Annotated in this window: 13 protein-coding genes; 7 read left to right on the forward strand and 6 right to left on the reverse strand. The window is 37.1% G+C overall.

What is annotated here, in order from left to right; genetic code table 11:
- The first annotated feature begins 189 nt into the window (after window positions 1-189).
- Together ACSKT4_RS03330 and ACSKT4_RS03335 are read left to right on the forward strand one after the other, a co-directional pair.
- Window positions 190-1,464: a mechanosensitive ion channel family protein gene (locus ACSKT4_RS03330; RefSeq protein ID WP_186870846.1), complete on the forward strand. Its 1,275-nt coding sequence runs from the start codon at window positions 190-192 to the stop codon at window positions 1,462-1,464.
- Window positions 1,465-1,712: 248 nt separating this feature from the next.
- The gene (locus ACSKT4_RS03335; protein ID WP_186870847.1) at window positions 1,713-2,357 is read left to right on the forward strand and encodes a YczE/YyaS/YitT family protein; all 645 of its coding nucleotides are present in this window, start codon (window positions 1,713-1,715) and stop codon (window positions 2,355-2,357) included.
- A 40-nt stretch (window positions 2,358-2,397) separates the two neighbouring features.
- Here ACSKT4_RS03335 and ACSKT4_RS03340 read toward each other — a convergent pair whose 3' ends face one another.
- The 6 genes from ACSKT4_RS03340 to ACSKT4_RS03365 all read right to left on the reverse strand — a co-directional run bounded on the left by ACSKT4_RS03340 (window position 2,398) and on the right by ACSKT4_RS03365 (window position 11,676).
- Complete coding sequence (locus tag ACSKT4_RS03340; protein ID WP_465822804.1) at window positions 2,398-5,139, reverse strand: EAL domain-containing protein; 2,742 nt, start codon at window positions 5,137-5,139, stop codon at window positions 2,398-2,400.
- Window positions 5,140-5,312: 173 nt separating this feature from the next.
- Window positions 5,313-6,935, reverse strand: a complete 1,623-nt coding sequence (locus tag ACSKT4_RS03345) for a hypothetical protein (RefSeq protein WP_186870849.1) — start codon at window positions 6,933-6,935, stop codon at window positions 5,313-5,315.
- Window positions 6,928-7,719 carry an ABC transporter ATP-binding protein gene (locus ACSKT4_RS03350; RefSeq protein WP_186870850.1) on the reverse strand — a complete coding sequence of 264 codons (792 nt, stop codon included), beginning with the start codon at window positions 7,717-7,719 and terminating at the stop codon, window positions 6,928-6,930. The genes ACSKT4_RS03345 and ACSKT4_RS03350 overlap by 8 nt, the downstream gene beginning before the upstream one ends.
- A gap of 108 nt (window positions 7,720-7,827) precedes the next feature.
- A complete protein-coding gene (locus ACSKT4_RS03355; protein ID WP_465822806.1) occupies window positions 7,828-8,673 on the reverse strand; it encodes an aldo/keto reductase in 846 nt (281 codons plus the stop codon).
- 191 nt (window positions 8,674-8,864) lie between these two features.
- On the reverse strand, window positions 8,865-10,112 hold the full coding sequence (locus ACSKT4_RS03360; protein ID WP_465822808.1) for a hypothetical protein: 1,248 nt from the start codon (window positions 10,110-10,112) through the stop codon (window positions 8,865-8,867).
- A 265-nt stretch (window positions 10,113-10,377) separates the two neighbouring features.
- The gene (locus ACSKT4_RS03365) at window positions 10,378-11,676 is read right to left on the reverse strand and encodes an acetyl-CoA hydrolase/transferase family protein (RefSeq protein ID WP_465822810.1); all 1,299 of its coding nucleotides are present in this window, start codon (window positions 11,674-11,676) and stop codon (window positions 10,378-10,380) included.
- 211 nt (window positions 11,677-11,887) lie between these two features.
- On the opposite strand from ACSKT4_RS03365, the gene ACSKT4_RS03370 reads away from it, so the two are divergent.
- The 5 genes from ACSKT4_RS03370 to ACSKT4_RS03390 all read left to right on the forward strand — a co-directional run bounded on the left by ACSKT4_RS03370 (window position 11,888) and on the right by ACSKT4_RS03390 (window position 14,551).
- On the forward strand, window positions 11,888-12,274 hold the full coding sequence (locus tag ACSKT4_RS03370) for a hypothetical protein (RefSeq protein WP_465822812.1): 387 nt from the start codon (window positions 11,888-11,890) through the stop codon (window positions 12,272-12,274).
- A 29-nt stretch (window positions 12,275-12,303) separates the two neighbouring features.
- A complete protein-coding gene (locus tag ACSKT4_RS03375) occupies window positions 12,304-13,215 on the forward strand; it encodes a hypothetical protein (protein ID WP_465822814.1) in 912 nt (303 codons plus the stop codon).
- A gap of 15 nt (window positions 13,216-13,230) precedes the next feature.
- The gene (locus ACSKT4_RS03380; RefSeq protein WP_211741913.1) at window positions 13,231-13,638 is read left to right on the forward strand and encodes an NUDIX hydrolase; all 408 of its coding nucleotides are present in this window, start codon (window positions 13,231-13,233) and stop codon (window positions 13,636-13,638) included.
- 73 nt (window positions 13,639-13,711) lie between these two features.
- Window positions 13,712-14,047: a hypothetical protein gene (locus ACSKT4_RS03385; protein ID WP_186870856.1), complete on the forward strand. Its 336-nt coding sequence runs from the start codon at window positions 13,712-13,714 to the stop codon at window positions 14,045-14,047.
- Window positions 14,048-14,050: 3 nt separating this feature from the next.
- A complete protein-coding gene (locus tag ACSKT4_RS03390; protein WP_186870857.1) occupies window positions 14,051-14,551 on the forward strand; it encodes a hypothetical protein in 501 nt (166 codons plus the stop codon).
- Window positions 14,552-14,646: the final 95 nt, after the last annotated feature.

Genomic DNA, 14,646 nt, shown 5'->3' on the forward strand with positions numbered 1-14,646 from the left:
GTTTTTTATTTGCATGATACGTAAATTATGCTTGTGGGATGTACCTTGTTTGATGGGAAAAGTATCGTTTGTTTGTTATGATAGATGTAATTGTTTTATAGATTTTTTTAGCAGACAGACCTTAAATACTCTACATAGACGAATACATTTGGTATCATAATACATATTCGTTAGGTATGGAGGACAAACATGGAGGATTTTATTACGAATTGGGTTGCAGATTTTGACTTGGAACCAGCGACTACAAAATATCTTACTATTAGTCTTAAGGTTTTAGCTATCGCTTTAATCTGTATCATTGCAAATTTTATTACGAAGAAGATTGTTGTAAGGATCATTACAAGGGTCATTAGAAACAATAAATATACATGGGATAATGTGTTTATAGAACGAAAAGTCTTTCACAGGCTATCACACATTGTACCGGCAATCATCATTTATCAATTTGCGACGAGTTTTCCAAACTATGTAACATTGATTCAAAAGGCGTCTAATACATATATCATTCTGATTATGTTATTGGTAATTAATAGTACATTACATGCAATTAATGATATTTATCGTACTTTTGAAGTCTCTAAAACTCGACCAATTAAAGGATATATTCAAGTAGCTAATATTATTTTCGTCATAATTGGAGCTATATTAATCATTGCGAATTTAATTGGAGAAAGCCCGCTAGTTTTATTAGGTGGTATTGGTGCGTTATCAGCGGTTATTATGTTAGTATTCCAGGATTCCATTTTAGGGCTTGTTGCTGGGGTTCAGCTAACTACGAACGATATGGTCCGTGTTGGGGACTGGATTGAAATGCCGAAGTATGATGCAGATGGTGATGTAATAGATATTACGTTAAATACGGTAAAGGTGCAAAACTGGGATAAAACGATTTCGATGATCCCTGCTTATGCGTTAGTTTCGAATTCCTTTAAAAACTGGAGAGGAATGCAGGATGCAGGGGGAAGAAGGATTAAGCGTTCACTATATTTGGATACGACAAGTATTGGGTTCTGCTCTCCAGAGATGATGGAACGTTTAAAACAGATTCAGATTCTTTCTGATTATATAACGGAGCGAGAAGCAGAAATTGAAGAATACAACCGGAAACATAAGGTCCGTCGAGAAAATCCGGTGAATGGAAGAGCAATGACAAACATCGGTGTGTTCCGTGCTTATGTTGAAAATTATTTAAAACGCCACCCTGGAATTCGTCAGGACATGACCTTAATGGTAAGGCAATTAGATCCGACAGAAAATGGGCTGCCACTGGAGATTTATGCGTTCACGAATACGACAGAATGGGCGGCTTATGAATCGATTCAATCCGATATCTTTGACCACCTATTCGCTATAGCGAAAGAATTCGGATTACGCTTATTCCAAAATCCAACAGGGAATGATTTAAAATATTTCCGCGCAATGGAGAATGAAGAAGTACACACTAGAGCTCCTGGACAAGAATAGAGATATTAGAGGGAGCAGCACGTCAGAAAAATAGCGATTCTGAGGTGCTGCTCCTATTTATTTTACAAGGTTTATCTGCCTAGGCGAACCCTAGTCCAGCTATTCAATCTCAGAATAGTCGACTGGAAGTTTTACAGTACTTTCCGTTGTTGTCCTATTTACTCCTAAATAACGTGCTCATATTTCGGTTCAGAAATCTTTCATTATATTCAAAATCATACTATGATAAGGACAGAAAGAAGGGAATTATGATACGTTTTATTCGTTGGTCATTTTATATGCTAGGATTGTTAATTTTTAGTTATGGGATTACCATAGCCTTGAAAATGCAGTATTTAGGAATTCATCCATGGGATGTGTTAAATGTAGCGCTCTTTGATAAATTTGGCTTGTCTATCGGTTCCTGGGCGATTATTATTTCGGTATTATTAATTATTGTCTCGTTAATCTTGGATAAGAGCTATGTGAAATTAGGGACCTTTTTAAATGGAATTCTCGTAGGTGTATTTGTTGATATGTTTCTATGGATTGATTTCCTTCCGAATGCGACACATACATGGACGGATTATCTAGTAATGGTTGTGGCGATAATTACGATGGGCTTCGGTGGCGGACTATACAATTCAGCTGAAGTAGGGGCAGGGCCGCGGGATGGATTTATGTTATCGATTTCCGATAAACTGGGTAAGTCAATTGGAACCATCCGTATCCTAGTGGAGACACTTGTATTGGTGATTGGTTTCCTTTTAGGAGGACCTGTATTTATCTTTACGTTTATTTTTACATTTGTTCAAAGTCCTGTATTTGCTTTTACGTTTAAAAAATTTAAAGCATTCCTAGGGATTATAGACCAAAGGTACCAACAAAAGCATATTACGAAATCTAGTGCATAAATAAGAAGACAGGTACCCATAAGGGAGCACCTGTCTTTATTTATAATTTTTCTGGCGGGAGAGGTCTGGCGAAATAGTATCCTTGTCCTATAGCGTTAAAATCCTTTAAAACTTGAAATTCTTCTTCCGTTTCAATACCTTCTATGACAACGGGTCTGTCCATGGACTGGATAATCGCCTTTAATACATGCATCTTTCTTTTATTATGAATATCGACAAGTGTTTTATCGATTTTCAGTGTTTCAAAATCGAGACTAGTAATAAGGTGTAAGGATGAATAGCCTGTTCCGAAATCATCAATTGCGATTTTTAAACCAAGTGCATGTAATTCTTCTACTATAGAGGTTGAGTCTTCTATGTCCATCATGACACTTTCGGTTATTTCTAGCTTCAGATATTTAGGGTCAATGCTTTCTTCCATTAATATTTGATAGATTCTTTTAGTAAAGCTTGGCTCGACTAATTGTCTAGCAGATACATTGACAGAAACAGGGACATGAAGATAAGGATGATCCTTCCACCTGCTAATTTGGCGACAAGCCTCCCGGAGAATCCACTCTCCGATAGGGACTATTAGGCCAGTCTTTTCGGCAATTGGAATAAATTCAGCTGGAGAGACGTGTTCATCTTCCAGGTTCCATCTAAGCAATGCCTCTAATCCAACTAGCTTTCTAGTGCTTAATTCTACTTGTGGCTGATAATATAATGTAAGCTCATTATTTTCGATCGATTTTCTTAAGGCGTTTTCTAAATAAAGTCGTCTCTTCACCTTTTCATTTAACTGGTCATTGTAAAATTGATAGTTATTTTTTCCTTTTTGTTTGGCTAAGTACATTGCTAAATCTGCTTGTTTGATTAATGTCTCTACTTGGATGGAACAGTTGTGATGGATACTAATGCCGATAGAGAGCGTTATGATTAAGTCGTTACCTGCTAAGTCAACCGGTTGATTCATTACGTCGAGTATTCTTTCTGCAACTTGCTCCGCTTCTTCTCTAGTCACATTTTTTAAAGTAATGATAAATTCATCTCCGCCAATCCTTGCTATTTGATCCTGTTCTCTAACACTGTTTTGTAGCTTTTTAGCAACATGCTTGAGGAAGGTATCACCCATATGATGACCTAATAAGTCGTTAATATCTTTAAAATCATCAAAATCGATTACTAGAATGGCTAATGAATTCGGGTATTCTTCAGAGCGGTTAATCACTTCTGACAAGTGCTGATAAAACCATCTACGATTTGGGAGTCCTGTCAATTGGTCGGTATATGCTAGATGCTTGATTTGACGTAGGGCTTCCTTCTCTTTCGTAAGATCCTTTGAAATACCAAATATACCAGTAATCTCGCCTTCAATCGTAATTGGAATGGTAGTAATGTTAACGGGAATGATACTACCATTTCTCGCCTTCACATCTAATTCAAATGCTTGTGGCTTACCTGATATGGTTTTTTTAAATTTATCTATTGCGACATCTAAATTTGCTGTATCAACTACTTCTTGATATGACATTTGAAGTAGCTCTTCTTTTGTATAGTCTATTAAATTCCCACCAGAAGCATTTACATCCTGGAAAATGCCATTCGAATTTAGTAAAAATACGGGGTCTGGATTATTATCAAACAAAGAGGAATAGCGTTGTTGTTTATCCTCCAATTCTCGTTTTACTTTTTTTTGTTCTGTAATATCCCGGACGATTAATTGAATCGCTGGTTTATGCTCAAACACAATTGGAAAACTTTTCATTTCAACATCAATTAATGAACCATCCAGTGCGACGAACTTCATTTCGGTAAAATCTACCTGCTTTTGATCGGATAGATTTTTTACATGCAGCTTTGCAATTCGGTGGTAATCGGGATGAATGAAATCTTCCATTGGTTTACCTATGATTTCGTATTTATCCGATGCTCGTAAGCATTTTATACAAATATCATTAACGAATAGTATTCGTTTTCCATCATGAACAAGTAAGGGCTCAGGGGAATATTCAACTAAATCGCGGTAACGCATTTCACTATGCTTAATTTGATTGATTAGCTGCTTCTGTTTTTGTAAGGAACGATAATCAAACCAGGCGATGAACAAGGTGATAATAATAATCAAAGAAGATGTACTCGATAAAATGATACCTAATGTAAATGTGTCAATATCTGTAGGGCCTCTTTCATAATGATCATGAGGGAGAATTTCGATTGCTCCCATTCCAACATATTGTAGGGCAAATATCGTAATTCCTAATAGGATTGCATTGCCTCCTGCCCGTGTAAACGTATGAGCGGTCCGATCTCTTATTTGCTTGAACATCATAACCGTTAAGATGGCAAATACGGAAGCCAAGACAATCGTTAATCCAAAGGATAACGAGCTAAATTGAATAATAAGTGGTTCATCCATCGCAAGTATTGCAGAATAATGTAATAGAAATATGCCGGAAGCAATAATAAACACACAAAGGCAAGTTTTTGCCTTTGTCAGTTGCGAAACATAAAGTGTTAGAAAAGCAGCAAACGATGACATTAGGGCAAATAGAAAGGACATGATTAGTATTTCTAAATTATAGTTTAGTGGAAATGCAATGTGATGGGCGATGATGGCAATAAAATGAAAAGAAAAAAGACCAGTTGCCATCACAAATGCCCCTGTTATGATCCAAAATATTTTGTGTGAACGAAGTCCATCAAGGATTCTTTCTACTAAAATGAATGAGGTGTAGATAGATAGAATAAATATAATCAATGAAAAAGTGATTAAGATAGGGCTATAAGATGAATGCATCATGTTGCTGTCACTCCTAAATATACATGTTCCATTATTGTTAGTATTTCCAACATAGTACCACTTAATCTTATAGCAGACTATCTTAAAATGAAATGGAATAACAAGGTGGATTTGGCTATTATTGGAATAAGAAGAAAGAAGTGGAACGATTTGTTAGAGCGTCCCACTTCTTTCTATCTTTTTCGAAAAGTCATTTTCCAGAGAACGATGGTTAGAATTGCAACTAATGCTAAGTAGATATAGATCCCAATCGTTATTAGGGAAACGAGGAAATGAATGAGTGCCAAGACCCCAACTATAAGCATTAATACGATGATAATCCCGGCAGTAGCACCGCCCTGCTGTGCAGATTCAAAAGGCCGCGTAAATGGAAACTTTCCAGTATTAAATACTTTATAGGAAAGGAGTACTTGTAAAATCGCCGTAAAAAGGATAACGAGAATGTCTGGTATAATACGGATTGAAAAAATCCAACAATACACTACCGATAATATAAGAAAAATCGGTAAATATAATTTTACGAGAAAGGCTTTTAAGGTCGCACTGTATACACTAGATTCACTATGTATTGGTGTTGTTTGGAAAATCCAGGCACCTTTATACTTACTAGAAAATTGTAGCATATAGACGACAGCACCGATAATAATATTGGCGAAATAAAGTGTTAAATAGGCTTTGCTATTTCCCCAGTCGACAGAATCCATTAAACTGATATTATTGTAAAGAAAGATAAATGGAAAAACCAATGCCATTCCTAAGGAAGGATACACTTTTAATTTAAAATCTCTCTCCCGACTAATCATGATGGAGGCAAACCGATAAAAGGTACGTTCTTCTTTGTTGAAGCAAATTAGCCTTTCAAACAGTCTGTCTAGACTCCATGTTTTCTTTTTCTTCTTACTCGATTCCTCCATTAATTTCTGTAGGTTCTTCTCAAATGAAGGCATTAACCAGTAATAAAGCATAATAGACAGTAACGGAACAATGATAGCCATTGCCGATAGAAGGATAATTTCTGGCGTATAATTATGATTTAAGAGAAGCTCAAATGGTGCACTGAACCATAATGGTGGCATGAAGACGTGCCACCAGCTAAAGGCATAGGTAACATTCATATCCATGAAGTCAAATACACGAATGATGACTTGATAGCCAATAACAATACCGACCGCGAGGAAAATCTGTACATAGTTAATAATATCCTTTAATTTTTCCCCATCAAAAAAACGCAGAATCAGAATGTAGGCTAATGCTGTTAAGGCCATAATGAATAAATTTAGTAAAATAATCTCTAGAATAAAAATGAGAAAATACCAGGCACCATGTACAAAGAGCATAACGATGGCTGGTATGCCGATAAAGGCACCGGTCAGTATAGATAGATAAATGGCAATATGTACTAGCTTAGCTGCATTGATGGTCCTTGTGTTGATTGGTTTCGAATTCAATATGACCTTATCACGAACATCTAATAGTACGGAGGAATAGTCGGAAATCATTGAAGTCATCAGAATAAACATTGCAATGGCTAGCATGATGCTCGATTGAAGCATGTAGCTATTCCCCATAAATAGAAATGGGATAAGCAGAATACCATATAAGGCATATATCCAGAGAGATTTTAAAAACTGATTCCCTTCCTTTTTCTTCGTATCATTCAATATTGTTGGAACACGTCTAGAATCCATGGTAAGCTTGATTTCTACGATTTTTCGCATGACAGGGTAATCAATATCAAGCTTATTAAAGACAATTTGGAAGCGATCCAGTAGCTTTAATGTACGAAAGTTACTCATGAGGACCATCCTCTGTCACGATGGATACAATGTTCTCCGCTGTTACTTTATGTACATCAAATCCAGTTAGCTGATTGAATATCCCCTCTAGTGAGCCTTCATGGCTTTGCGCTTTCAATTCATCGAAGGAGCCATCGGCTGCAATTTTGCCATTGACTAGTAAAACAATTCGGTTACTGATTTTCTCTACCACATCCATGATATGGGAGGAGTAGAAGATGGTTTTTCCTTGGTTAGCTAAGTCTTCTAGCATATCCTTAATGACCATAACACTGTTGGCATCGAGTCCACTCAGTGGCTCATCAAGGAAAATAATATCGGGATTATGTAATAGACTGGAGATGATTAATACCTTTTGCCGCATTCCTTTGGAAAAGGAGGAGATTCTAGCGTGAAAGACTTCTTCCATATCGAATTGTTGAAGTAATCGTAATGCTTTATCCTCTGCCTTTTGTCGTTCTAATCCGTAGAGCTCTCCGATGAAGGTTAGGTATTCGGCTGCAGTTAACGTATCATAAATCTCTGCATTTTCTGGGACATAGCCGATTTTTTGTTTATAAGAGTCATTATTAGAAGCAATATTTTTACCAAGTATTTCTACTGTACCACCATATCCTTCAATTAGGCCGAGGATGATTTTCAATGTCGTGCTTTTCCCAGCACCATTTGGCCCAATATAGCCGATTATTTGTCCCCGATAGACATCTAGATTGATGCCGTTTAACACAGTTTTTCCTGAGTAACTCATGGTTAAGTCGTTTAGTGATAATACTTTCTCATTCATCCCGAAAATCCTTTCTATTAATCTGGTTACTTTTACCATATCAATGTGGGGAAAGGAATGCAATAGGTGAAAAAAGCTCCCTACTTTTGTAGAGAGCATGATTACAGATTAAAATTCTTCATATACAGCTGGGTCTTGTCCTTTAAGGCGACCATCAGGACGGGTAAAGCTAGCGATGGTTTGCATATCATCTGCATCTAAGCTGAAATCAAAGATGGAGATGTTCTCGAGCTGACGAGTAGGATTAGCTGATTTAGGAATTGCAACAGCTCCTAATTGATAATGCCAGCGTAGGACGACTTGGGAAACGGTTTTGTTGTGTTTTTCTGCGATTTTCTTCAACGTTTCATGTTCAAATACATCATTAGCACGAGCTAATGGACTCCAAGATTCGGTCACAATACCATGTTCCCCATGCCATTTACGTTGTTCTTCTTGGTTGAAGAATGGATGAAGTTCAATTTGGTTAATTGCTGGTAATACACCAGTCTCTTTTTCAAGCTTCGTTAGGTGCTCAGGTAAGAAGTTACATACGCCAATAGTACGGATTAAGCCCCATTTTTTCGCATCGATTAATGCTTGCCAAGCTTCCACATATAATTCACGATTCGGATTTGGCCAGTGAATCAAGTAAATATCATAGTAATCTAAATTGGCGCGATAAAGGGATTCCTGTACAGTTGTGACCGCATCCTTATAATTATGATATCTTCCAGGAAGCTTTGATGTGATCTGTAGTTGTTCTCGAGGGACTGAAGTTCTACGTATTGCCTCCCCGACAGTTCCTTCATTTTCATAATTATAAGCAGAGTCAAGCAGGCGGTAGCCATGATTAATCGCACTTTCAATTGCTGATACGCCTTCATTTCCTTTCAGTTTGTATGTACCAAAACCAACAGCAGGAATGCGATTACCATCATTTAATGTGATTTCTGGGATCATTGTGTTTGTCATGAACATCACTCCTATGTAGTTATTATTAAAGCTCTAGTGAAAGCTTATCATAGGAGTGGGAATTAATCGATTCTGTTGCTTGGTTTAACGAGAAGTGAGGAAGCATAATAGCAGAATGAGGGGGATGAATATGAAATCAAGCTAATATGAAAAGCAGCTATATCAATTGAATAAGCTGCTTCTCGTCATGCCTATTTCGGACTAAATTCTGCAATTCCAAATGCTAAACGATCTCGTAAAATGCTAATCACATCCTTTTTTTGATGCTCTTCACATTCTACGACAAGTATTACTTCAGAATTCTTTCCTCTTAATTGCCTTTGTTTCTTTTTTATCACTTTTTTCATCAATAAATCGTAACCAAACCCGATAATCATCCCGATACCAGCACCGATTATACCCCAGATTATCGGTCCCCATTCCCAGGCAAATCCTTTTGCTGCTGCTAAGGTTGAAATGAGATATGCCAATATCATTGCTTTCGATATCATGGATACGCCATCAGATTGGTGAAGATTATCGAATAGCTTTCTTTCTTCTGTGCGATTCTTTAATGGTAATGCCAATATATTTTTAACACCTTGTTCCTCCAATTCAGCTATAGCTAATTCTAGATAGGTTGAATGTTCGAATGTAGCAAATATTTGCATGTTACCCACCTTACCTGTGTTAGTTAATTTAAATGTATAATCTTGATAATGACTTTTTAAATACTTTCTTTGTTCATCTTCAAACAGTTTATTATTCTCAACAGTACTTGTGTACGAATCATAAATAGAAAAAAAGTAAAAAGAAGGAATATATAAGAACCACTGGGCATCTAATACAGCATTTGATTTACTCAAATCCCCGTTTACCAAGTAAATGGCTGCCTCAAGAAAATGGGAATTGTATACAAAAATAGCGGTCCATATTAGGGTAAAGCTAGCAAGGATAATCCGATGAACATAAAGCTGACCGACACTCGGGATAGCCATAGCCCATAAGGTAGCTAATATTGGGCTTCGTTTATCCAAGTAATTAATCTCAAAGTTACCGATAGTAAATGAATTAAACGGACTATCCTCTTTTTTTGCTAGTATATAAATGTTGTTTTTGTCGACAGTAGTACGATAACTATCCCAAATTGCAAAAAGGTAAACAGGAAGATACATTAGAATCATTCTCAAATCTAGGACTTCCTTGGCTAATTCAAATTGACCTGTAAAGGAATAGACAATGGCTAAGTTAATACTTGCTGTTTGGTTGATAAATATTTCCCAAAAAAATAAAGCAAATCCCCTAAAGTATTTATTTAAAAGAAAGTGGCCAAAGCCTGGGAAGGCAAAAGACCACATGGCAATGGTCCAAGGGTTTCGTAAATGTAATTGGGTTGTCCCAAAAATACTGACATGCGCCTTGTAGCGTCTTGTCTTGTTTGTATTTTGGTAGTTCTCCATTTTCTTCCTCCAATAAATTCTATATTAACGTTATTATTACCCATTGGAATTATTTAACTACAACTTCTGAAAGTTATTTAGGAGGAAAAGAATAATCGGAGGAGTGTGGTTGGAATATAAGATAAAGGAAGTATCTACCACTTGTCAGTAACTTCGTATGGAGGTTAAGGAATTATTAGGTTGCACTAGAATGATCTGACAAAGGCAAAAAGGAGCCTGAATAATTTCAGTACTCCTTATAATGTAGCTCGACCTCCGTTTGCAATTAAATCCAAAACCCCATTTTCTTCGCTTCATATGTTAGCTCATCACGGAACTTTGGATGGGCAATATCGATTAAAGCTTTTGTACGGGCAAAAATGGACTTACCTTGTAGTTGGGCAATTCCATATTCGGTTACGATATAGTCGACATCATTTTTGGATGTGGTCACAACTGAAGCCGGGCTTAATATCGGTTTAATCCGAGAAATGGTGTCATTTTTGGCGGTTGAATAAAGACAGATAAATCCTTTTCCGTTCTTCGCAAAACGAACACCAGAGCCAAAATCAGTTTGTCCACCTGTAGAGCTATAGTACTTGCCAGCGACTGTCTCAGAAGCACATTGGCCATAAAAATCAATCTCCGTCGTAGCGTTTATCGCTACCATATTATCCTCTTTGGCTATGACTCGTGGATCATTCACTTGATTGACAGGTAATATTTCGATTTGCTTATTGTTGTTCATGAAGTCATAAAGTCGTTGGGTCCCAAAAGCAAATGTTGCGATTATTTTTTCTGGGTGAGTATGTTTCTTCGTACCAGTAATGACACCGTTTGTCGCTAGGTCATAAACACCGTCGGTCAGCATTTCAGTATGAATTCCTAAATCACGATGGTCTTTTAATAGACTTACTACAGCGTTCGGAATCCCACCGATCCCAACTTGAAGTGTGGAACCATTCTCAATTCGCTCTGCAACATATTCCGCTATTTGTTGGTCAATATCACAGATGGGAGCGTTCGGTAGTTCTTGTAGTGATTGGTCATATTGGATAAATCCAGCTACTTGAGAGATGTGGATTCTATTTTTTCCATGTGTTTTTGGGACATGGTTATTTACTTGTAGAACAAATGGCGCTTTCCCAATAAAATGTGCTGTATAATCACCTGACGTACCTAATGAAAAATAGCCTTCTTCGTCCATTGGAGAGGCTTGACTTATGACCAATGGGTTGGGACAACGTTTTTCTAATAGGCGTGGCATTTGGTGAAAATGATTAGGAATTAAGTCACATGTTCCATTTAAAAAGGATTTTCTTGCATGTTTACTTAGAAAATAGGATACATAACGGATATTCGGGTATTCTCCTTGAATATAACGGCGATCCTTCAATTCTAGCATTTGGTGAATGGTGAGGTTAGTAAAGGCCTCTGGATGCTCATCAATCAAGTTAAGAATATAATCGGGTTCTCCATTTGCCATAGAGACGATGATATGTTGATAGTTTGATAGAAGTGATAATATTTCTGATTGTGTATTGGCTAATGCTATTATTTCGTGAGGAAGCATGGTAGGTTCCATCCCTTCTTGATGTGTGAACAGTAGTAGTTTACTAATAGGAATTATAACAACAGGGGAAACAGCGAGTCAATCAATATTAAAGCGTTTCCAAATAGAGGCATCTAATTACTATCGAAATAAGAAAATTAATATTGAAAATATTAATAAATTTTAGTTGTAATAATGGTAAAATATTGGATAGGAAATTTTTTACTTTATAGGGGGATTCGATATGAATGTGGTAACCCGGGTCAGTGAAATTGTACTGGGGTTGATTTTTCTTGGAGCGGGTTTGAATGGTTACTTTGTATTAGTTGGATTAGAATCATTTGCCCCAACAAGTCCTGCAGCTATGGAGTTTCTAGGTGATGGGTATCTCTTGGCCATGGAAAAAGGTGTTGAGATTATTGCTGGCATATTACTTCTAATTCGCCGCTTTGTGCCACTAGCAATCGTTGTATTGGCAGGCATTATTGTGAATATCTTGGCATTTCATATTTTCGTCGACTCAGAGTTATTATTCTTGGCGGTGTTAGTTGTCCTATTAGAAGGTTTATTAATGTGGCAATACCGTCATAGTTTTAAAGGGTTAATGGAAAGTAGACCTGAGGGAATGTAGGGCGGATAGTGCCGATAAGGAGGTTGTGAATGAAAGAGAAGAAGCCTATTAAATACGCCTGTATCTTCGGTATTTCAGCGCTTTTCATTAGCTTGTTCCTGAACATATATTTGCTAACTAAAGTAAATGAGTTAGGGAATAGGATAGGTCAAGTTATGTCGGACCAACAATATATGTCGAATGAATTAGAAAATCAGACCAGTGAGATAATGAGTTTATTAGATGACATTCAACAACAACAAAGCTGGCTTGAGAATATCGATACAGAGGTTATTTTAACTAGTGCTGGTGATGGTGAATTACGGTTTAAATGGCTTATAAAAGAGTTGGCGGGTGAATCTGATGTGAGGTTTCATTATGCACTTAGAGAGGATGAGCAATTCACGAGTATTCCTGCAACCGAAAGAGAACGAGGACTATTTGAGGCTTCTATTCCACTTGAAACAGGTATGGGGACCATTTGGCAACCTACTGAAATATATGGTGTAACAAGTCATGTAGAGGAATTGGACGATGTACCAATTAATGAAATAACAGATGATCTATACGATAGCACTCAATTTCAATATTATGTTTCCGTAGTAAAAGAGGATGGTTCATACAAGAGTGGTTATATTCAAACTGGATACTTATATGATTTCTTAACCGAATTGTATGGCTATATGGAAACTGGTGTTTATTTAGAGGATAAAGTGTTTCAGGTGTATCTACACCATTATGTAGCAGAAGGCTTGGAAAATGTCATTGAAAACGTATCGCTCCTAAAATACCAACAAGGAAAGCTTATTGATGAGGATGAGTTGGATAGGATTGAAGAAGGACCGAGCAATAGCTCTTTTGAGAAACATAATATCGATATCTATGACGATATGAGGCTTGTGTTAAAGGTTGTTTACCGAAAAGGAGAAACGTTTGAGAGGGAGATAATAAATGAAGAATAAAGGGGGAGCAATAACATGGTAGCACCGAAGCATATAGTATCAGCGGCGGCAATTGTGCTGAATGATAAACAGGAAATCTTATTGATTAAAGGACCACGAAGAGGATGGGAAATGCCAGGAGGTCAAGTAGAAGAGGGGGAATCGATAAAGGCGGCCGCGATTCGCGAGACAAAAGAGGAATCTGGTATTGATATAGAAATTATCAAGTTCTGCGGAATATTTCAAAATGTAGAACGATCCATCTGTAATACGTTATTTTTAGGAAGGCCTATTGGAGGGGTACCAACTACTAGTCCGGAAAGTTTGGAGGTTGGTTTCTTTCCGATTGAAGAGGCGCTTGAGATGGTGACGGTTTTAAACTTTAGACAGCGAATTGAATATTGCTTGGACGAAACGATGCAGCCGTTTTATGTGGATTTTTAATCGGGATAAAAGCTAATTGCTAGTTCCCTTGTGGCGCACAACTCTCTAATCTGCTAAAGGGGGTTATCAACAAATGGAATTTGATTTCGGGTTTGTAACGATTATGTTACCGCCTTTGCACATTACCTTAATCATCATACTAATGATTTTTCTTTTAGTTAGGTGGAGTAAGAATTTAGAAACGAGACGCATTACGGTTTTCTACTATTTTCTTATTAGTATTATTATTTATCCTATTTTTTCATACGGTACAAGAGAGGGTATGTTTCAATTATGGGTTCCACTGGGGTTTATCGTCGTTTTTCTATATATGTTACTGTATAAAAAGTATCATCCTTCTAAAATGAAGGCGAGTCTACTAGGCCTGTGCATCGCGATTTATTTAATGGTGTTAGAGTATGTCGGGTAGCTAATGAGCTTGGTAGAATATAACTATGAAAACAAGTTAGGTGAGACAATGAAACGAATGGAATTAGGCTCTTGGATTATTGAGGTAGACGTCATGAAAACAAAAGAATTCTATAATCATTATCATCTGATCACGGAGGACTGTGATTGCGAGGACTGTGCTAATTATGTTTTAGCATGTGAAACCTTCCCACATGAGATAAAGGCTTTATTTCATTCACTTGGAATTGATCCGCGCAAAGAAGGGGAAATATCTCATTACATAGCCAATCAGGATGGAACACATGTATATGGTATTTTTTATCATATTGTTGGTCGAATCATCGATGGTCCAGAAAACTGGCCGTCGAATGTAATAAGTACTGAGGTACTAACCCCATATTCAATCGAACAGTGTGAGGCTGACGTATGGTTTACACAGGATTTGGCATTAGTACCTGAGGGGTTCCCTAAGCCAATTATTCAGGTTGAGATAAAGATGAATGTTCCATGGCTATTAAAGTAGAGGCAACTGGACTGGATAGGGTGAAGATTTTTTGCACGTGATTTTTGTGAATTCAAGAACATAGATATTGAACGTTTACAAAGGAGAGGACATGG

The organism is Ornithinibacillus liuyingii (genome assembly GCF_055550225.1).